The sequence below is a fragment of the Octadecabacter algicola genome (assembly GCF_021532625.1).
In the GTDB taxonomy this organism is placed as follows: domain Bacteria; phylum Pseudomonadota; class Alphaproteobacteria; order Rhodobacterales; family Rhodobacteraceae; genus Octadecabacter; species Octadecabacter algicola.
The window spans coordinates 664997-683827 of the sequence record NZ_JAKGAR010000002.1; the positions used below are offsets into that span (position 1 = coordinate 664997).

Annotated in this window: 17 protein-coding genes; 11 read left to right on the forward strand and 6 right to left on the reverse strand. The window is 55.9% G+C overall.

All coding sequences use genetic code 11. The features are described from left to right. Positions 1-61: 61 nt before the first annotated feature. From L0666_RS10070 to L0666_RS10080, 3 genes are read left to right on the forward strand one after another with little or no spacing between them, the layout of a single operon-like run. Positions 62-916, forward strand: a complete 855-nt coding sequence (locus L0666_RS10070) for a TPM domain-containing protein (protein ID WP_235261182.1) — start codon at positions 62-64, stop codon at positions 914-916. Between the two features lies 1 nt (position 917). After that, positions 918-1226 carry a DnaJ family domain-containing protein gene (locus L0666_RS10075; protein ID WP_235261183.1) on the forward strand — a complete coding sequence of 103 codons (309 nt, stop codon included), beginning with the start codon at positions 918-920 and terminating at the stop codon, positions 1224-1226. 20 nt (positions 1227-1246) lie between these two features. Further along, complete coding sequence (locus L0666_RS10080; RefSeq protein ID WP_235261184.1) at positions 1247-1903, forward strand: SOS response-associated peptidase; 657 nt, start codon at positions 1247-1249, stop codon at positions 1901-1903. Here L0666_RS10080 and L0666_RS10085 read toward each other — a convergent pair. Beyond that, positions 1900-3696, reverse strand: a complete 1797-nt coding sequence (locus L0666_RS10085; protein WP_235261185.1) for an IlvD/Edd family dehydratase — start codon at positions 3694-3696, stop codon at positions 1900-1902. The genes L0666_RS10080 and L0666_RS10085 overlap by 4 nt on opposite strands. A 202-nt stretch (positions 3697-3898) precedes the next feature. Here L0666_RS10085 and L0666_RS10090 point away from each other — a divergent pair, with 202 nt between their 5' ends. From L0666_RS10090 to L0666_RS10100, 3 genes are all read left to right on the forward strand, one after another. Further along, positions 3899-4660 (forward strand): SDR family oxidoreductase, encoded by a 762-nt coding sequence (locus tag L0666_RS10090; protein ID WP_235261186.1) that lies wholly within the window; start codon positions 3899-3901, stop codon positions 4658-4660. A 239-nt stretch (positions 4661-4899) separates the two neighbouring features. After that, positions 4900-5787 carry an NAD(P)-dependent oxidoreductase gene (locus L0666_RS10095; RefSeq protein WP_235261187.1) on the forward strand — a complete coding sequence of 296 codons (888 nt, stop codon included), beginning with the start codon at positions 4900-4902 and terminating at the stop codon, positions 5785-5787. 51 nt (positions 5788-5838) lie between these two features. Then, a complete protein-coding gene (locus tag L0666_RS10100) occupies positions 5839-6768 on the forward strand; it encodes an MYG1 family protein (RefSeq protein WP_235261188.1) in 930 nt (309 codons plus the stop codon). A gap of 26 nt (positions 6769-6794) precedes the next feature. Here the strand turns inward: L0666_RS10100 and L0666_RS10105 are convergent, their stop codons facing one another. The 5 genes from L0666_RS10105 to L0666_RS10125 form a co-directional block, all read right to left on the reverse strand. Further along, on the reverse strand, positions 6795-7721 hold the full coding sequence (locus L0666_RS10105; RefSeq protein WP_235261189.1) for an ABC transporter permease: 927 nt from the start codon (positions 7719-7721) through the stop codon (positions 6795-6797). Next, on the reverse strand, positions 7714-8736 hold the full coding sequence (locus tag L0666_RS10110) for an ABC transporter permease (RefSeq protein WP_235261190.1): 1023 nt from the start codon (positions 8734-8736) through the stop codon (positions 7714-7716). Before L0666_RS10110 ends, L0666_RS10105 begins: the two co-directional genes overlap by 8 nt. 126 nt (positions 8737-8862) lie before the next feature. Then, positions 8863-10584 (reverse strand): peptide ABC transporter substrate-binding protein, encoded by a 1722-nt coding sequence (locus tag L0666_RS10115; protein ID WP_235261191.1) that lies wholly within the window; start codon positions 10582-10584, stop codon positions 8863-8865. A gap of 10 nt (positions 10585-10594) precedes the next feature. Beyond that, the gene (locus L0666_RS10120; RefSeq protein ID WP_272492170.1) at positions 10595-11671 is read right to left on the reverse strand and encodes an ABC transporter ATP-binding protein; all 1077 of its coding nucleotides are present in this window, start codon (positions 11669-11671) and stop codon (positions 10595-10597) included. Then, on the reverse strand, positions 11664-12668 hold the full coding sequence (locus L0666_RS10125; protein ID WP_235261192.1) for an ABC transporter ATP-binding protein: 1005 nt from the start codon (positions 12666-12668) through the stop codon (positions 11664-11666). Before L0666_RS10125 ends, L0666_RS10120 begins: the two co-directional genes overlap by 8 nt. A 226-nt stretch (positions 12669-12894) precedes the next feature. Here L0666_RS10125 and argE point away from each other — a divergent pair, with 226 nt between their 5' ends. From argE to L0666_RS10150, 5 genes are all read left to right on the forward strand, one after another. After that, on the forward strand, positions 12895-14058 hold the full coding sequence (gene argE / locus L0666_RS10130) for an acetylornithine deacetylase (RefSeq protein WP_235261193.1): 1164 nt from the start codon (positions 12895-12897) through the stop codon (positions 14056-14058). A gap of 87 nt (positions 14059-14145) precedes the next feature. Continuing rightward, a complete protein-coding gene (locus tag L0666_RS10135; protein WP_235261194.1) occupies positions 14146-15309 on the forward strand; it encodes a M20 aminoacylase family protein in 1164 nt (387 codons plus the stop codon). A 140-nt stretch (positions 15310-15449) separates the two neighbouring features. After that, entirely contained in the window at positions 15450-16034 is a 585-nt protein-coding gene (locus tag L0666_RS10140; RefSeq protein WP_235261195.1) for an ANTAR domain-containing response regulator, read from the forward strand. Next, positions 16031-17209 (forward strand): CmpA/NrtA family ABC transporter substrate-binding protein, encoded by a 1179-nt coding sequence (locus tag L0666_RS10145; RefSeq protein ID WP_235261196.1) that lies wholly within the window; start codon positions 16031-16033, stop codon positions 17207-17209. The genes L0666_RS10140 and L0666_RS10145 overlap by 4 nt, the downstream gene beginning before the upstream one ends. Positions 17210-17455: 246 nt before the next feature. Further along, on the forward strand, positions 17456-18823 hold the full coding sequence (locus L0666_RS10150) for a CmpA/NrtA family ABC transporter substrate-binding protein (RefSeq protein ID WP_235261197.1): 1368 nt from the start codon (positions 17456-17458) through the stop codon (positions 18821-18823). The last annotated feature ends 8 nt before the right edge of the window (positions 18824-18831 follow it).

Below are 18831 nucleotides of genomic sequence, written 5' to 3' on the forward strand. Positions count from 1 at the left end.
TTTGGAACACGATAAGGTAAGACGCCTTGTCAAACGCAACGACCTTGGTAGGTTTGGACCCATGCGAATTCTCCTAATTCTTCTTTTCCTCTGGGCGAGCGGGTCGATGGCCCAAACCTTTCCTTTGTATGAACAGATCACGGTAAATGATTATGCCGACCTTCTGCCCGTCGACGAGGAGGCCGCGCTGTCCGCGCAGCTAAAGACGCTGCGCGAGGAAACGGGTGTCGAGATGACGGTGTTGACGCTCGACAGTCAGCGCCCGTTTGCCCAAGGCCAAAGCCTAGAGGCCTTTTCAACGGCACTGTTCAACCATTGGGGCATTGGCGACGCGCAGCGCAATGACGGGGTGCTTGTCATGGTGCTGCGGGCGGATCGGGCTATGCGTGTAGAACTGGGCGCAGGCTACGGGCAGGATTGGAACCGAGAGGCCCAGTATATTGTAGACAATGATTTTCTACCGGCCTTTCGCAGCGACGATTACGCTGGCGGGATTACGCGCGGCGTCGATGCGGTGATCGAAGACATCGTTATGCCTTTTAACGAAGGCGCCCCGCGCCCCGCGCGTCAGGCCGAAAACAGCCGAGGCGTGAAGTTTCTGTTCGGGATTGTAGGCGGCGCGTTCGCTGCTTTTGCTGCACTGTTCGTTTTCGCCAAACGCATGATCAAGCGACTGCGCAAATGTCCCAACTGCGGGCGGGGCGGCATGAACAAAGACCGGATTGTCGATTTCAAGCCCAGCTTTTCCACGACGGGTTCCGGGCGGCACCATTTTCATTGTGATCATTGCGACCACTCCTATGACCAAGGCTTTATCATAGCGATGCGCAGCCATAGCACATCATCAGGTTCTTCTTCGGGGTCAAGCTTTGGGGGCGGTAGCTCTGGTGGCGGCGGCGCGTCGGGGCGTTGGTAGGATGGCGCACCCGTTAGAAGACCTAATCGATGCACGCATTCGCGCCGCCCAGCAGGACGGTGCGTTTGATGATCTGGCAGGGCAGGGCAAACCGCTTGCGCCAGAAGACGACCCCGAGAATGCATTGCTGAACCGTTTGATGCGCGAGAATGGAGCGGTGCCTGAATTCGTGAGCCTTAGCCGAGAGTTGGAACGCCTTCGGGCGGAGTTGCTCGACACGGATGATCGCACGAAACGCGCGGATATCTTGAAAGAGATGTCGATGATGGACGCGAAAATTGATTTGGCGCGAAAGGCTTACGGACGGTAAAGATCTAAAAGGAACGCGCGATGTGTGGACGAATGGCGATGACGCTGCCTCATGATGCGATGGCGCAGTTGTTTAACGCGGCCCCTGCCAATGACCTACCGGAGGTGCCGAACTACAATGTCTGTCCCACGGTTCCCGTGGCGGCGGTGACATCCGGCGAAGAAGGGCGCAGGTATCGGCCTGTGCGTTGGGGGTTCATTCCGCATTGGTACACAAAGCCTAATGGCGGACCGTTGTTGATCAATGCCCGCGCTGAGACGATTGCCGAAAAACCAGCATTCAAAGCAGCTTGCCGCGAACGGCGTTGTATTATTCCGGCAGCAGGTTTTTACGAATGGGAACGCCCAGAGGATGGGTCAAAGCTGCCATGGTTTGTGCAGCGCAGCGACGGCGCGCCACTGGCGATGGCCGCGATCTGGCAAGATTGGGGTGAGCTGGGAAGTACTGCAGTAATAGTTACCACATCGGCTAACAATGCGATGGGTAAGATCCACCACCGAATTCCAGTTATCTTAGAAGCCGATCAATGGGCAAAGTGGTTAGGTGAGGAGGGCAAGGGTGCTGCGACATTGATGACGGCCACAGGCGAAGACACGCTGACGTTTCACCGTGTCGATACCGCCGTAAATTCCAATCGCGCCCAAGGGCCGGAGTTGATCGACCCGCTTGATGTTTAGTGGCTGTCGCGCGGCATACCCTTGCGGGCGGTGTCGCGATAGCTTGGGGCGTCGCGCAGGGTCATGCCTGTGTCTAGCCCGCCAGTGAGTTCGCGGAAATACTGCTGCCACGGTGTTTGGCTTTCGGGGACCTGATAACCGCCTGCTTCAGTGAGGGCGCGGGCACGTTCGGCGAGTTCCTCCAGCGGAACGAGCATATCAGCCGTGCCCTTGCCTAGGTCGAACCGCACGGTGTCGCCCGTTTTCAACAAAGCCAAACCGCCACCAGCGGCTGCCTCCGGGGACGCATTTAGGATCGACGGAGAACCCGAGGTCCCCGACTGGCGACCATCGCCGATGCAGGGCAGCGCGTCGATGCCCTGTTTGAGCAAATAGGACGGCGCGCGCATGTTCACGACTTCGGCGCCACCGGGGTAGCCTTTTGGGCCAGCGCCGCGCATGAACAGAACGCAGGAATCGTCAATGTTTTCGGCGGGATCATCGATGCGCGCGTGGTAGTCTTCGGGACCATCAAAGACGATTGCGCGTCCCTCAAACGCCATCGGGTCCTTTGGGCTGGACAGATAACGGGCATGGAACGCGTCCGAGATTACGCTGGTTTTCATGATCGCGCTGTCAAACAGGTTGCCCTTGAGGTTCAGGAATCCTGCTTCCTGCACAAGTGGATTTTCGAGCGTGCGAATGACGTCGGTGTTTGTGGCCGCGCAGGTCTTACAATTTTCGCCCATGCTGGTGCCGTTGGCTGTGATCGCCTTGGGATGTGGCAGCAAGCCGCCGTTCATCAATTCGGCCACGACTGCAGGGACGCCGCCGGCGCGGTGGTAATCTTCGCCTAGATATTTGCCCGCCGGTTGCAGGTTTACCAACAGCGGGACGTGGTGGCCAAGGGCCTGCCAGTCGTCGTTGTTCAGTGGCACGCCGAGATGGGCGGCAATTGCATTCAGGTGGATCGGTGCGTTTGTTGACCCGCCAATCGCTGAATTGATTACAATCGCGTTTTCAAAGGCTTCACGGGTCATGATGTCAGACGGGCGTAGGTCGTCCCACACCATGTCGACAATGCGCTTTCCGGTCTCATAACTGATCTGCCCGCGTTCACGGTATGGCGCGGGGATCGCGGCGGCACCAGGAAGCTGCATGCCCAAGGCTTCGGCTAAGGAATTCATCGTCGTCGCCGTGCCCATGGTGTTGCAATACCCCACGGACGGGGCGCTGGACGCGGCGATGTCCATGAATTCTTCGCCGTCGATTTCGCCCTTCGCCATCAGTTCACGGGCTTTCCAGATCACAGTGCCAGATCCGGCGCGTTCACCATTCCAATAACCGTTTAGCATTGGACCGACGGACAGGGCGATTGCGGGGATGTTGACGGTCGCGGCGGCCATCAAAAGCGCCGGCGTAGTCTTGTCACAGCCAATGTTCAGCACAACGCCGTCGATAGGATAGCCGTTCAGCGTTTCTACCAAGGACAGGTAGGCGAGGTTGCGATCAAGATTCGCGGTCGGTCGTTTGCCGGTTTCTTGGATCGGGTGAACGGGCACTTCAATACAGGTGCCGCCAGCCGCAATAATACCGTCACGCACCCGCTTGGTGAGTTCGATATGGTGGCGATTGCAGGGGCTCAGGTCGCTGCCCGTTTGTGCAATGGCGATGATCGGTTTCTCGCCCTGTAGTTCTTCGCGGGTGAGCCCGTAGTTCAGATAGCGTTCAAGGTAGAGCGCCGACATTTCCGGATCTCCAGCGCGGTTAAACCAATCACGGGACCGCAGGTTTTCTTTGGTCATCTTTGTCATCGTCGGGCCTGTTCTGATTGGGGCTGGAAAGTGGTGTTCGTTGCGGACTTTAGGCGGGTGGACGGGAATTTGAAAGCGCACATCGTCAGCTGTGCTTTGCTAAGGTTACTGGTGTGGATGCCGAGTGTGGCTTATGAGGCAGGAGTGCGCCGAGACCCAGCGCACGAACCACGACATTTCGACCCCAATCGGAGGAACCCAGATGACGCTTTTCGACCTAAGCGGTAAGACCGCCCTTGTGACCGGATGCAAACGTGGCATCGGGCGCGGCATGGCCGAAGCATTGGCAGATGCCGGGGCAGATATCGTAGGTGTCAGCGCCAGTTTAGAACCAACCGGTAGTGCGGTTGAATTGGCGATTACTGCCAAGGGACGGAAATTCACAAGCTATCAATGCGATTTTTCTGACCGTGCGGCCGTTCGGGCGTTTGCAGACCAATTGGAACGTGACGGCGTGGCACCGGACATTTTGGTGAACAACGCAGGCACCATCAAGCGTAAGCCGGCAGCAGAGCATGATGATGATCTATGGGACGAAGTGATCGACGTTAACTTGTCGTCCCAGTTTGTCCTGTCCCGTGAAGTCGGACGAGGGATGATCGAACGTGGCCACGGAAAGATTATCTTTACGGCCTCTCTGCTGACGTTTCAGGGCGGCATCACCGTGCCTGGGTATGCCGCGTCAAAGGGCGGGATTGGTCAATTGACCAAAGCCTTGGCCAATGAATGGGCGCCTTTGGGGCTGAATGTGAATGCCATTGCTCCGGGGTATATCGCGACGGACAATACGCGGGCGCTACAAGATGACGAAGAACGCTCAGACGCGATCCTCGGGCGTATTCCGCAGGGGCGATGGGGGACACCCGCTGACTTTGCGGGGCCCGTGGTGTTCTTGGCGTCTGCCGCGTCGGATTATGTGAACGGTGAAATTCTGGTCGTTGACGGCGGTTGGATGGGACGCTGAGACAATGACGCAGGCAGTGACGCATTTGGATCAAGGCTCACACAAACAATCAAGTTTGCGACGACGCGGGAAATAGCTATACGCAGTGCAGAAGATATGGCCATAGATGCTGGCCGCATCATGTCGTGCCCTCGGAAAACAGACGCCTTAGGGCATCGCGACACATGCCAAGCACAAAGCCTTGGACAGAATTGATTTCACGCCACCCTAAAATGGCGCAGTGATATAGGAGACGACCAATGAGTAAACCAACAATCGGCTTTATGGGGCTTGGGCTCATGGGGGGGGCAATGGTGTCCCGTTTGCAGGATCAGGGATATTCCGTGACTGTGCTGGGCAACCGTGACCGCACCGAACTGGACAAAGCGATTGCCCGTGGCGCGACCGAGGCCAAGAGCGCCCGCGAAGTTGCACAAGCAAGCGATGTCGTGATGCTGTGCATGGGTACGTCCGAACATGTCGAAGGCCGGATGCTTGGTAATGACGGTGTGTTGGCTGGATTGAATTCCGGCGCCGTTGTCATCGATTTCGGGACGTCCTTACCGGCATCCACAAAGAAAATGGGCGAAGCAACAGCAGCGGCTGGCGGAACTTATTTGGACGCTCCGTTGGGTCGCACGCCGACACACGCGCTTGTCGGTGAGCTGAACATCATGTGTTCGGGCGACGAAGCCGCATTCAAGAAAGTCGAACCTGTCTTGAACGACCTTGCTGAAAACGTGTTCCATTTGGGCGCGCTGGGCAATGGACACACGATCAAGCTGCTCAACAACTTCTTTGGTCAGACTGTGGCCAATGCTTTGGCAGAAGTTTTCGCGCAAGCCGACATTGCGGGCATCGAACGCAAGCAAGTGTTCGACGTTATGCATTCGGGACCTCTTGGGTCTCCGTTCATGGCCTTCATGGCCGAATATGCGCTCAACGGTGATCCGAGCAAGCTGGCGTTCTCGATCAAGAACGCAACAAAAGATGTTGGTTACTACGACCAGATGACACGTGATGCTGGTGCGCCATCCATAATGGCGGCCGCTCCTCTGCAGATCATGAAGGACGCAATCGAGGCAGGTTACGGCGAAAACCTCGTGCCTGAGTTCACTGATTACTATGTCGAACGCCTGAAGAAATAGAACTTATCGGCCCCTTGCGCGTTGGTGCAGGGGGCATCGGAGCCCCCTCAAATGACCATCACACACCTCGTCACCCATTCCGGTGGCTTTCATGCGGATGAACTGCTGTCTTCCGTGATCCTGACACTACTGTTCCCTGAAGCGCAGCTTGTGCGTACGCGGGATAAGCAAATGATCACGCCGGGTGCGGGCAAGATCATATATGATGTGGGTGGCGCCTATGACGCGGATGCGCAGATTTTTGATCACCACCAGAAACCAGGTCCGCTGCGCGAAGATGATCAACCTTATAGTTCGTTCGGTTTGGTCTGGAACCAATATGGGCGGGCCTATCTGGCGGCGATGGACGTGCCCGAAGATCACATCGAATACATTCATGGCAAGTTTGATACTAAGTTCGTCTTGCCGATCGATTTGCTGGATAACGGCGCGATAGAGCCGTCGGTCGCAGGACCTTTGTCCATTCTGACGTTGCCGTCTTTGTTAGGCAGCTTAAAGCCTGTCTTTGATGACCCATCACCGACAGCGGATGACGACGCGTTTATGTCTGCCTTACCGATTGCGCGCCGTTTTGTTGAAGCGCAGATACTGAACCTCGCAGCCAAAAAGCGTGCTGAAAGCCTTGTCGAAGATGCGATCGATCAAGCGGGAACATCGCCCATTCTAGAACTACCGATGGGGATGCCGTACCGCTCTGTTTTGGATAAAAAAGAAGCGGATCACATCCTGTTCGTTGTGATTCCGCGCGGGGATGATTGGACACTTGGCGGCGTTAAGCTGTCTGGTGATACGTTTGAACAACGTGCCGATTTGCCCGTTTCATGGGCGGGGCTGACGGATGCAGCCCTTGAAGCGGCGAGCGGCGTTAAAGGCGCAAAGTTCTGTCACAACGCTCGCTTTATTGCGGTCGCCAATTCGCGGGATGCGATTTTGGAAATGGCCGAGCTGGCCGTGCAAGAGGCGCAACAGGCAGAAGCCTGAGTGCGCCTCAAATGTTGGAGACTTCGCTAGAGCCCGCGGATACGTGGGTCTAGCGCGTCGCGCAGCCCGTCACCCATGTAGTTCACCGCCAGAACCGTCAGGCTGATCGCAAGGCCGGGCCACATCACCCGTTGTGGGTGCTGCTGCATGAAGTCGGTCGCATCAAACAGCAGACGGCCCCACGTCGGAAAGTCCGGTGGAAAGCCGAGGCCGAGGAAGCTAAGCGCGGACTCTGTAATAATGGCCGTGGCAATCCCGAGGGTGGCAGACACCATGATCGGGGACATCACGTTTGGTAGCACGTGGCGCAGGATCATCCGTCCCGGACGCGTTCCGATAGAACGTGCAGCAAGAACAAATTCCCGTTCCTTCAGGGCCAAAACATCGCCGCGCACGATGCGGGCGGTGGGCATCCATGACGTAATACCAATAGCAATCACGATCAGGATGAAGATACCAGTTTCAGGCCCAAAAGACGCGGACAAAGGTTGGCGAAACAACATCACCATCACGAGGAGCAGCGGTAGTAACGGCAAGGCGAGGAACAGATCCGTCGTTCGCATCAGCAGCCCGTCGATGCGTTTGAAATATCCGGCCAGCACGCCAACAAGGGTCCCTAAGAACAAGGCAAGGCCCATCGCCGTCAGCCCAACCGAAATTGAGGTCTGCCCACCGGCCATCATCCTCGCCAGCATGTCACGCCCCAATTGGTCCGTTCCAAAAGGATGCGCGAAAGACGACCCTTGGTTGCGGGCACGTATGTCGATGTAGGTCGGATCGATCGACCAAATCCAAGGGCCCACGTAGACGGCCAATACGATGAAGATAAAGAAACACGCGCCCATAACAGCGCCCTTGTGAGTCTTGAACTGGTCCCAAACGTCCCACCATTGATTGCGGGCAGGGGCCTCTGTGCGGGTGTCGAGGGACGGGGGTGTCGCTGCTTCAGTCATAGCGAATCCTCGGGTCTAGGATGCCGTAGAGAATATCGGCGATCAAATTGAATAACACGATCAGCACCGCAAAGATGAAGGTCAAGGTTTGCACCATTGGCACATCGCTGCCTTGGATCGATACGATCAGAAGTTGGCCGATGCCGTTCACTTTGAAGATTTGCTCTGTGATGATGGCACCGCCAAAGATTGCAGGTATGCCCAGTGCGATGACGGTGATCACGGGGATCATGGAATTGCGCAGCACGTGTTTTAAGACGACAACGCTTTCGGTCATGCCTTTGGCGCGGGCAGTGCGCACGTAGTCTTGGTTCAGGTTGTCCAGCATCGAGGCCCGCATAAAGCGGCTGATCTGCGCCGTGGTTTGCAGCGCAAGCACCATGACGGGCAGCACCATCTGGCGCACTTGTTTGCCGAAGTTTTCCCATGAATCGACAATCAACGTAGTGTCGTAGATTGATGGGAACCACCAGAAACTGTCGTTAGGCATCATCACGGTGAACAGAATAATCATCAACACACCGCTAAAGAACGGCGGGATCGAGAACCCGATCATCGAAACAAACGTACCGGCCTGATCGAATACGGAATACTGGCGATACGCAGAGATGATCCCGATCGGAAGTGCGATGAGGACGCCGACAACATAGGCCAGCCCGACCACCATGAGCGTCTGTGGAATACGTTCAAAGACCGTATCCAGAACTGGCGCGCGTGTCTGCCATGAGATCAGGCGCGCAGCGTCTGGTGCGTCAATCCAACTGACGGATTGGGACAGGTAAAACATGGGTTCCGACCAGACCATCTGTTTCAGCCAAAGAAAATAACGGATATGTACTGGTTCCCCCATTCCGAGGGACTGGCGGATTTGTTCGCGGACTTCTGGCGGGATCGTCAACGGCAGGCTCGCCGTCGGATCACCTGGGGCCATGTCTAGCAACAGGAAGATGATCAAAGAGATGAAGATCAACGTCGGAATAGCAGTGAAAAGGCGCCGGATTGTATAGGTCAGCATAAGTGGGCCTCACGAGGCTTCGCCGATTGATCAGGGGCAAGAATGCAAGTCATACGTAATCCGGTCTGGGGAATGGCGTTTTGAATAGGGCGGGCATTGCTGCCCACCCCGTTTTTTAGGTCAGGCTTATTCGCCCATGCGGTACCAGCTGGCGATGTTCCACAGCTCGGAGTCCCAATCGGAGATCGCGATGCCGCCCAATGTGTTGGCATGTGCAGATACGCCGCCACGGTGAACGAGTGGGATAATGGAGTAAGATTCCATCAGCATGTCGTTCATCTGCTTAACGATCTCAGCGCGTGCTTCGATGCCTGCAGTGGAGGCGAGTTCATCAATCAGCGCGTCATAGGCTGGATCGCAGAAACGCTGCATGTTGGAACCCTGCCACTGTGACTCTGGGCTTGGCCATTCTTTACAGGCCCAGTTCGCCATGTAGGCTTCTGGGTCAACGCCTGCGAAGTTGTTGGTGTACATTTCAACGTCTGCATAGAACTTCTGGAATGTATCAGGTGATGCTGGATCGCCGCCAAAGAACACGGACGCATCGATGTTGCGAAGGTCGGCTTGAATGCCCAGCTCGCTCCACCACTGTTTGATCAGCGCTTGCGCATCCTGACGAACCGCGTTTGTGGATGTCTGGTAGGACACGACGAGTGGTGTGCCGTCGAGTTCACGAACACCGTCACCATCTGTGTCAACGATGCCTGCTTCATCAAGCAATGCAATGGCACCAGCCATGTCTTGCGTCAGGCAAGCATCATTTGCTGTGGATGCATAAACCGCAGGTGCAGGTAGCACGTTACATGTTGGCTGGCCGCCAGCACCGTAACCGATTTCAACCAGCAAGCCTCGGTCGATCGCCATGGACATGGCTTGTGCGATTGTGCGGTTGGTCAGGAACGGGTGCGCTCCGCCTTCGGCTGTTGCGCGCAGATCGCCCAGATCAGGGGATGGGTTTGTCTGGTTCAAGTGCAGACGCTCAACGGATGTACCGAACGCGGTTACAACTGTACCGATGCCGGCAGATTCCATGTCGGACAGAACTGTCGGGTCGATCTGAAGGTTCCAAGCGTAGTCGAACTCGCCTGTTTCCAGAACCGAACGTGCAGCCGCGGCTGCATCGCCACCACCTTTGAACAATACAGTTTCAAACGCTGGCTGGCCGTCGACGCGGAAGTTTTCGTTGGCGGAGAACTGGATAACGTCGTTGGCTTTGAAGTCCGTTACAACAAACGGGCCAGTGCCAATCGGGCCAAAGTTTGCGTCAACACATGTTGGCGCGGCCGCACCAAGACAGTCAGCAAACTGAGCGGCTTGAATGATTGGGCTCTCAGCACCGACAAGTGCTGTGTAGGGGAATGGTTTTGGTGCATCAAAAGTGATCTTGATGGTCATGTCATCCACAGCTTCGACGCTTTCAACGCCGTCAAAGTAGGATGCCTGTGCGCAACCGCCGCCTTCAGCGGTACAGTACTGCCATGTGAACACAGCGTCATTTGCTGTCAGTGGCGTGCCATCTGACCACATAACGCCGTCTTGCAGTGTCCAAGTGATGCTTGTCAGGTCTTCGGAGATGCCGCCGTTTTCAACAGTCGGAATTTCAGCAGCAAGCCACGGAACCAATTCACCTGTGTTGGTGAAACGGCCAAGGGATTCCAGCACGAGAGATGCGGATTCAACTTCTTTTGTGCCGCCCGACAGATACGGGTTCAACGTGGATGGCGCTTGCCAATAAATGATGTTGAGCTGGCCATCGCGTCCGCGTTCGCCTTCGTGACCGTCGGCAAAAGCCATTGGTGCGAAAGCCACCGCCGCGGTGGCGCCCATTAGGGCTGATCGTAGTTTCATGACGTCTCTCCTAGTTGATTTGATCGTTTTTGGTATTGCTCAGGCTCTGTTGGTCTGATGCCTCGGAAGCGGCCGTTGAATCGGCGGCTGTTTGGACCTCGTTGTAGTGGTGGCAGGCAACATAGCGGCCTGGCAGCACTTCGCGGTAGTCCGGTTCTTGTTGTTTGCAAATGTCCATCACCGCTGGGCATCGGGTGCAAAAATTGCATCCCTTTGGCGGGTTGGCGGGGGAGGGCACATCGCCCGTCAAGATCGTGCGCTCCATGGTGTCGTGCAGATCAGGGTCCGGTTCGGGAACCGCCGAAAGAAGCGCTTTAGTGTAAGGATGCAGTGGTTCAGCATAGAGCGCTTCGCGCGGGGCAAGTTCGACGATCTTACCCAGATACATCACCGCTACACGGGTCGCGATATGGCGCACCATGGACAGATCGTGGCTGATGAACAGGTAGGTCAGTCCGAATTCCTTTTGCAGATCTTCGAGCAAGTTCACAACTTGTGCTTGGATCGACACATCAAGGGCGGCGATGGGTTCGTCACAGACAATGAATTTCGGATTGAGTGCCAAGGCGCGGGCAATGCCAATGCGCTGACGTTGGCCACCAGAAAACGCATGGGGATAGCGGCCTGCGAATTTGCGGTTCAACCCGACTTGATCCATCAACTCCAGAACTTTTTCGCGTTTTTCGGACGCTGAAAGGGACGTGTGTTCGTCCAGCGGTTCTTGAATGATCGCTTGCACGGTCATGCGCGGGTTAAGGCTGGCCTGTGGGTCCTGAAACACCATCTGCATTGTTGGGCGTTTGGTGCGCAGGTCCTTTTGGGACATGTCACCGATTTGGTCGCCATCAATCAGGATGGATCCATCGGTAATATCGTAAAGCCGCAGCGCAGCCCGCCCGCAGGTGGATTTGCCGCAGCCGGATTCACCGACCAGCCCCAGTGTTTCGCCCTCAAAGATATCAAAGGAGACACCATCCACGGCTTTCACATCGCCCGTGTGGCGGCGGAAAAGGCCCGTGTGGATCGGAAAGTGCATTTTGAGGTTGTCGATCTCGACCAGTTTTGTCGGCTTAGGATCATCAAGCATCGCGTGGCCCCCCTGTGCGGGCGTCATAAAAACAAGCGGCGTCGTGGCCATTGCCCACGTCATATCGGGGCGGGTTCTGTTTCGCGCATAGCTCAAGCGCCACATCGCACCGATCCCTGAACGGGCAGGCAGAGGGATGTTCACCAAGGATCGGTGGTTGGCCTTCGATGATGGCCAGACGCTCTTCGCGATCGCCGGTGACCCGAGGCACGGTTTTTAGTAGCGCGCGGGTGTAAGGATGTTGTGGATCACGGAACAGTTCGCGGGTCGGGGCCTGTTCGACGATCTGGCCGCCATACATCACAAGAACACGGTCTGCGATTCCCGCAACAACGCCAAGGTCATGTGTGATCCAGATAACGGCCATTCCAAGCCGTTCCTGAAGGTCTTTCATCAGTTCAAGAATTTGCGCTTGAATGGTCACGTCCAGCGCGGTTGTCGGTTCATCCGCGACCAAGACTTGTGGATCACAGGCCAGCGCAATTGCGATCATAACACGTTGGCGCATGCCGCCGGAAAACTGGTGTGGGTAGTCTTTCAGGCGGCGTTCAGCATCTGGAATGCCGACCAGCTCGAGAAGTTCTTTGGCCCGTACTGCCGCTTGCTTTTTGTTCATGCCCATATGCTTACGCAGGGGTTCCATGATCTGCATGCCGACATTGTAAACAGGATTGAGCGACGTCATCGGATCCTGAAACACGAAACCGATCTTTCCGCCGCGCACACCGCGCAGGGTTTCTGCATCGACTTTCAGAAGGTCCTGTCCTTGAAACGTCACTGTGCCGCCGCGCACATCGGCGGGGGGCGTCGGCAACAAGCCGAGCAGAGACATCATGGTGACAGACTTGCCTGATCCGCTCTCTCCGACAACGCCAAGGAGTTCACCTGGGCGGAGATCAAAACTCACGTCGTTGACGGCGTGCACTTCGCCGCCGCGGATTTTGAATACAGTTTTCAGCCCCTGTACATCGAGTACAGGCTGCGCCCCATTGGGCATAGGCGACCCCCCTGTGGAAGTGGTCAAAGATTCATATTTGCTGCAGGTTCGTCTTCGCGCCCCTTGCGTATTCATCGACGTTATCACCAAACTTTGATCCCGCAACCCCCGATAGCATTTTACCGTATGGTAAATTTTTAAAAGCTGCGATTTAAGGCTCTTGACGGGCCTCAATGCCCGTTTCACGCTCGGAGTATGGCTGAGACGGCCATCTGAAAGGGATTTCATGACAACGACACTTGATGCGCGGGCATTGATGGAGCGCTTGATTTCGTTCCCGACTGTAAGCCGAGATAGTAATTTGGAACTTATTGATTTTGTTGAAGGTTACCTTGCGGGACATGGCATTGCGTCAACGCGCGTTCCCGATACGACGGGTATGAAGGCCGCACTTTACGCCCATGTTGGCCCGCAGGTTGAAGGGGCTGTCGTGCTCTCAGGCCATACCGACGTTGTACCCGTTGATGGACAGGCTTGGGATTCGAATCCCTTCGACGTGATCGAAAAAGACGGCAAGCTGTATGGGCGCGGCACCTGTGACATGAAGGGGTTTGATGCGCTCGCGATTTGGGCATTGGTCGAGGCAAAGAAGCGGGGCGTGACCCGTCCTTTGCAGCTTGCGTTGAGCTATGACGAAGAGGTTGGCTGTACGGGCGCGCCAGTGATGATTGATGCTATGGTCGCCAGTGGAATGCCACGTGGGGCCGCCGCGGTAATTGGTGAACCATCGATGATGAAGGTCGTTACAGGCCATAAGGGCGGCATCGGTTTTGAGGTGCACGTCCGTGGGTTCGAGGTCCATTCATCGCTGATCCACGAAGGGGTCAACGCAATCATGTTCGGAGCCAAGTTGATTGACTGGTGCAATGAGATGAATGCCGAAAATGCGGCCAAGACACCGTTGGTAACGGATGCAGAATTTGTGCCGCCTTACACCACGCTACATGTCGGAATGGTGAGTGGTGGCACAGCCCACAACATCACCGCCAAGGACTGCAATTTCGTGCTGACATTCCGCACAGTTCCGGGCGAATCGGGCCAGATGTGGGTTGAAGCGTTCGAGGCCAAAGTTGCCGAAATCGAAGCGCAAATGCAGGCCATCCATCCTGACACAGGGATCGATTACAGTCGTAAATTCGATGTGCCCGGTTTGAAGCCAGAGATTGAAGGCAGCGCCGAAGAACTGGTGCGCCTCATTACGGGGGATAACGCCGTAAACGTGGTCAGTTACGGAACCGAGGCAGGTCAGTTTCAAGAACGCGGCTATTCCGCCGTGATCTGCGGACCCGGCGATATCGCACAAGCTCACCAGCCAAACGAGTTCATCACAATTGAGCAGTTCCAAGCGGGCGAGAAATTTATGCAACAGCTGCTCGATAGCTTGAATTAAGGGCGGTCGTGAAGGGGGAGGGCTGCAAGGGCTTGTTGTCCCCCGTCGTGCGATCCAATTTACATCGAACCCATCAGGAGAATCCAAATGCCAGTAAAGAACCGTTTTGCCGAGTTGCTGCCCGAGATTACAGAATGGCGGCGCGACCTCCATGAGAACCCCGAGATCTTGTTTGAGACACACCGCACCAGTGCCATCGTTGCTGAAAAGCTAAAGGCGTTTGGGTGTGATGAGATCGTTACGGGCATTGGCCGTACGGGTGTTGTGGGCGTGATCAAGGGTAAGGCCAACGGATCAGGTAAAGTCATCGGGCTTCGGGCGGATATGGATGCGCTCCCTATCCATGAACAAACGGGGCTGGACTATGCCTCCAAGACGGATGGCGCGATGCATGCTTGTGGTCATGATGGACACACAGCGATGTTGCTTGGCGCGGCAAAGTACCTGTCTGAAACTCGCAATTTTGACGGCACGGTTGTCGTGATCTTTCAGCCTGCCGAAGAAGGCGGCGGTGGCGGTAAGGAGATGTGCGACGATGGCATGATGGACCAGTTCGGCATTCAAGAGGTCTACGGGATGCACAATTGGCCCGGCAAACCTGTCGGGTCCTTCGCAATCCGTCCTGGAGCGTTCTTTGCCGCAACGGATACATTTGACATTATTGTTGAAGGCAAGGGCGGCCACGCGGCAAAACCTCAAGAGGTGATCGACAGCACAGTTGTTGCCGCCCAATTGATCACAGCGCTGCAAACTATCGCCAGCCGAAACGCGGACCCTGTTGAACAGGTGGTAGTTTCAGTGACGTCCATCGAAAGTTCATCAACGGCCTACAACGTCATCCCACAACGGGTTCATCTGAAAGGCACTGTTCGCACACTGGACAAAGACATCCGTGCTCTGGCTGAAAAACGCCTTGGCGAGATTGCGACAGGGATCGGCGCGACGTTCGGCGCGACGGTCGATGTCCAGTACCATCACGGCTATCCGGTCATGGTGAATTCTGACGAACAGACGGATTTCGCCGCCGAGGTTGCAGCGTCCGTTGCGGGGGATTGTGCAGACGCCCCATTGGTGATGGGCGGAGAGGACTTTGCCTATATGCTCGAAGAGCGGCCCGGTGCGTATATTTTGGTTGGCAACGGCGACACGGCGGCGGTTCACCATCCCGAATATAATTTCAACGACGAAGCGATCCCAGCTGGGTGCAGTTGGTGGGCCGAGATCGTCGAACAGCGGATGCCTGCGGCATAAACAACCCACGCTTCTTGTGCTGCCCGCTTTTTGAGCGCTCCGCCGCAATATCGTGCTTTTGCGGCGGAGTGCGACGCTTGCACTATTCATCTGCCCGATACCTATGGAGTCTCACTTTGGGTTGCGGGTAGCGATCCAAAGTGCAGACAGACCTGAAAATCCTTGTCGTCGAAGATGACCCCCAGAAGGCGCGCGATATAATCGACGCGTTGACGGATGGCGGTTGGAAGAACCTATCGGTCATTGGCTCGGCGGGTGCGCTTGAGCGAACGATAACGACGCAGGACCCAGACATTATCCTCATCGATCTTGCTAATCCGGATCGGGACACGCTTGAACACCTCGGTCTTGTGTCCAATGCCCGCAACCGCCCGGTCGCCATGTTCGTGGATCGCACCGATGATGCGATGACGCAGGCGGCGATCTCTGCGGGGGTGAGTGCGTATGTTGTGAACGGACTTATGAAGGACCGCATCAAGCCCGTACTGGAAACCGCGATTGCCCGCTTTGGCATGTTCGCGAAAATGCAGTCTGAACTGGACGCGGCGAAACAGGCGCTGACGGATCGCAAAACCATTGATCGTGCCAAGGGGTTGTTGATCCGCGCGCGAAATATTTCTGAAGACGAAGCCTACAACTTGTTGCGCAAGACGGCGATGGATCAGGGACGAAAAGTCATTGATGTCGCGACGGCTTTGGTCACGGCGGCGGAGCTGCTGCAATGAAGTCTATTCAGGTACAGTGCGGATACCTCCCGTTGGTGGACAGCGCTCCTTTGATTATTGCTAAGGAGCTAAAGTTTGCCGCGCAGGAAGGGCTGGATCTAACGCTCCAAAAACAACCGTCTTGGTCGGCATTGCGGGACCGCCTGGCGTTTGGCCATATCGATTTTGCACATATGTTGTCGCCGATGCCGATCGCCATGTCGCTGGGGTTAGGTGGGCTGCCCAACCGTATCGATGCGCTGATGGTCATGTCGGTGAATGGTACGGTTATTGGCGTGTCATCCGCGCTGAACCAAAAGATGTTAGGCGCTGGGTGGGAAAATACGTTTGATGATCCGAAGGCCACATCAAAGGCGCTTTTGGCTGTGGCCGACCGCCCCCTGCGGATCGGGGTTCCGTTTCCATTTTCGATGCACCGCATGTTGCTGGAAACATGGTTAACCCAAGACCCCGCGTTTTCACCGGATCGAATTGAGGTCGTGACGGTCCCGCCACCCCAAATGGCGCAGGCAGTCACGGATGGGGCGTTGGACGTGTTCTGCGTTGGTGAGCCGTGGGGCTCGGTCGCTTTACAGCAAAGCGACGCGTCGTTGATCCTACCGGGTTCGAGCATTTGGGAATTCGCACCCGAAAAAGTTCTTGGGGTGCGTCACGATTGGGCAGAGGCAAATCCGACGGCTTGCCGTGCGATGATCCGCGCGCTTTATAAAGCTGCGCGTTGGCTGAACTTGCCAGAAAACACACCGCTTGCTGTTGAGATTTTGGCGCGCAGCCAGCACCTCGACCTGCCTGACCACGCAATTGACCCTGCTTTGACGGGCCGTATTGCCACTTATTCGGGGCAGGATGCCAAGCTTACGGCAGGCTTTTTGAACTTCCATAACAAAGCCGCCAATTTCCCATGGCGCAGTCAGGCAAGCTGGATCGCAGATGTGATTGCGCGTTGGCACGGATTTGATCGCGCCGCATCGCGAGAGACAGCGCGCGCGTGTTTTCGCAGTGATCTTTATCGTGAGGCGTTGGCCCCATTGGGGGTGAACCTGCCGGGCGCGTCAGAGAAGGTTGAGGGCGCGATGGCGACATCGGTGGCCGTTGCCTCAACCATGGGGCAGATGATTCTTGGGCCGGACAGATTTTTTAGCGGCGCGACTTTCGACTTTGAAGGAGAGGAATAGGTCAAAAATTAAGCACTTTCTGCATTGCGGCAATTTGCGCTGCATATGCGAGGGTCGCGAGTCGTAATCAGGGCCTTAATTGGTCAATATCAAGTTAGGGCAACGATGCCCGTTCCGGCCGACACTGATGTTGGCCACCGAAATATGAGCAAAGCCGCTCGATTGTGCATGCCTCCTCCCTTCCTCCCGCATGCGTCAATCGTGCGGCTTTTTGCGTTTCAAAAAAACAAACGGGGACGACTAAATATGAACACTTTCAAATGGCTCATCGCCACGACTGCTTTGTGTGCGAGCCCAGCGATGGCAGACATGCTGGACCTTGAGAAAGACGAGCTCACTTTTGGCTTCATTAAGTTGACAGACATGGCGCCGCTCGCTGTGGCGTATGAGAACGGTTACTTCGAAGACGAAGGTCTGTTTGTAACGCTCGAAGCGCAGGCGAACTGGAAAGTTCTGCTAGACGGCGTCATTGATGGTCAGCTTGACGGTGCACACATGCTCGCAGGTCAGCCTTTGGCTGCGACAATCGGCTACGGCACCGAGGCACATATCATCACACCATTCTCAATGGATTTGAATGGTAACGCGATCACAGTGTCCAACGACATCTGGGAGCAAATGCGCCCACACGTTCCTTTGATGGAAGATGGTCGTCCGCAGCACCCGATCAGCGCGAGCTCCCTTGCTCCGGTTGTTGAAGAATACCAAGACCAAGGTATCCCGTTCAACATGGGCATGGTTTTCCCTGTTTCTACACACAACTACGAACTGCGTTACTGGTTGGCTGCTGGCGGCATCGAGCCTGGCTACTATTCACCTGACGACGTGACGGGCCAGATCGGCGCGGACGTTTTCCTCAGCGTGACGCCTCCTCCACAGATGCCATCCACAATGGAAGCCGGAACGATCTTCGGTTACTGCGTCGGTGAGCCATGGAACCAGCAAGCTGTGTTCAAAGGCATCGGTGTTCCAGTTGTTACCGACTACGAACTGTGGCGCAACAACCCTGAAAAGGTCTTTGGTATCTCTGCTGAATTCGCAGAAGAAAACCCAAACACCACGATCGCATTAACCAAAGCGCTGATCCGTGCGGCGATCTGGTTGGATGAAAACGACAACGCCAACCGCGAAGAAGCCGTCGAGATCCTGTCACGTTCTGAATACGTTGGCGCAGACTACGACGTTATCGCGAACTCGATGACAGGTACGTTTGAGTACGAAAAAGGCGATGTTCGCGAAGTCCCAGACTTCAACGTCTTCTTCCGTTACAACGCGACTTACCCGTTCTATTCCGATGCGATCTGGTATCTGAGCCAAATGCGCCGCTGGGGACAAATCGCCGAGCCGCAGACAGATGAATGGTTCATTGAAACTGCTCAGTCTGTTTACCGCCCAGACATCTACCTTGAGGCTGCACGCCTTCTCGTGGACGACGGTATGGCTAACGAAGCTGACTTCCCTTGGGATAGCGACGGTTTCAAAGACCCAACACCAGCAGAAGATGTGATCGACGGCATTCCATACGATGGCCGCGCACCAAACGCATACCTCGACAGCCTGCCGATCGGCTTGAAGGGTGACCAAGTCATCTCTGGGTCCGAAATCCAGAACTAAAAACAGGG

Coding starts and splice junctions, on each gene's coding strand:
- L0666_RS10070 (WP_235261182.1), top strand. CDS start 62: ATGCGAATTCTCCTAATTCTTCTTTTCCTCTGGGCGAGCGGGTCGATG.
- L0666_RS10075 (WP_235261183.1), top strand. CDS start 918: ATGGCGCACCCGTTAGAAGACCTAATCGATGCACGCATTCGCGCCGCC.
- L0666_RS10080 (WP_235261184.1), top strand. CDS start 1,247: ATGTGTGGACGAATGGCGATGACGCTGCCTCATGATGCGATGGCGCAG.
- L0666_RS10085 (WP_235261185.1), bottom strand. CDS start 3,696: ATGACAAAGATGACCAAAGAAAACCTGCGGTCCCGTGATTGGTTTAAC.
- L0666_RS10090 (WP_235261186.1), top strand. CDS start 3,899: ATGACGCTTTTCGACCTAAGCGGTAAGACCGCCCTTGTGACCGGATGC.
- L0666_RS10095 (WP_235261187.1), top strand. CDS start 4,900: ATGAGTAAACCAACAATCGGCTTTATGGGGCTTGGGCTCATGGGGGGG.
- L0666_RS10100 (WP_235261188.1), top strand. CDS start 5,839: ATGACCATCACACACCTCGTCACCCATTCCGGTGGCTTTCATGCGGAT.
- L0666_RS10105 (WP_235261189.1), bottom strand. CDS start 7,721: ATGACTGAAGCAGCGACACCCCCGTCCCTCGACACCCGCACAGAGGCC.
- L0666_RS10110 (WP_235261190.1), bottom strand. CDS start 8,736: ATGCTGACCTATACAATCCGGCGCCTTTTCACTGCTATTCCGACGTTG.
- L0666_RS10115 (WP_235261191.1), bottom strand. CDS start 10,584: ATGAAACTACGATCAGCCCTAATGGGCGCCACCGCGGCGGTGGCTTTC.
- L0666_RS10120 (WP_272492170.1), bottom strand. CDS start 11,671: ATGCTTGATGATCCTAAGCCGACAAAACTGGTCGAGATCGACAACCTC.
- L0666_RS10125 (WP_235261192.1), bottom strand. CDS start 12,668: ATGCCCAATGGGGCGCAGCCTGTACTCGATGTACAGGGGCTGAAAACT.
- argE (WP_235261193.1), top strand. CDS start 12,895: ATGACAACGACACTTGATGCGCGGGCATTGATGGAGCGCTTGATTTCG.
- L0666_RS10135 (WP_235261194.1), top strand. CDS start 14,146: ATGCCAGTAAAGAACCGTTTTGCCGAGTTGCTGCCCGAGATTACAGAA.
- L0666_RS10145 (WP_235261196.1), top strand. CDS start 16,031: ATGAAGTCTATTCAGGTACAGTGCGGATACCTCCCGTTGGTGGACAGC.
- L0666_RS10150 (WP_235261197.1), top strand. CDS start 17,456: ATGAACACTTTCAAATGGCTCATCGCCACGACTGCTTTGTGTGCGAGC.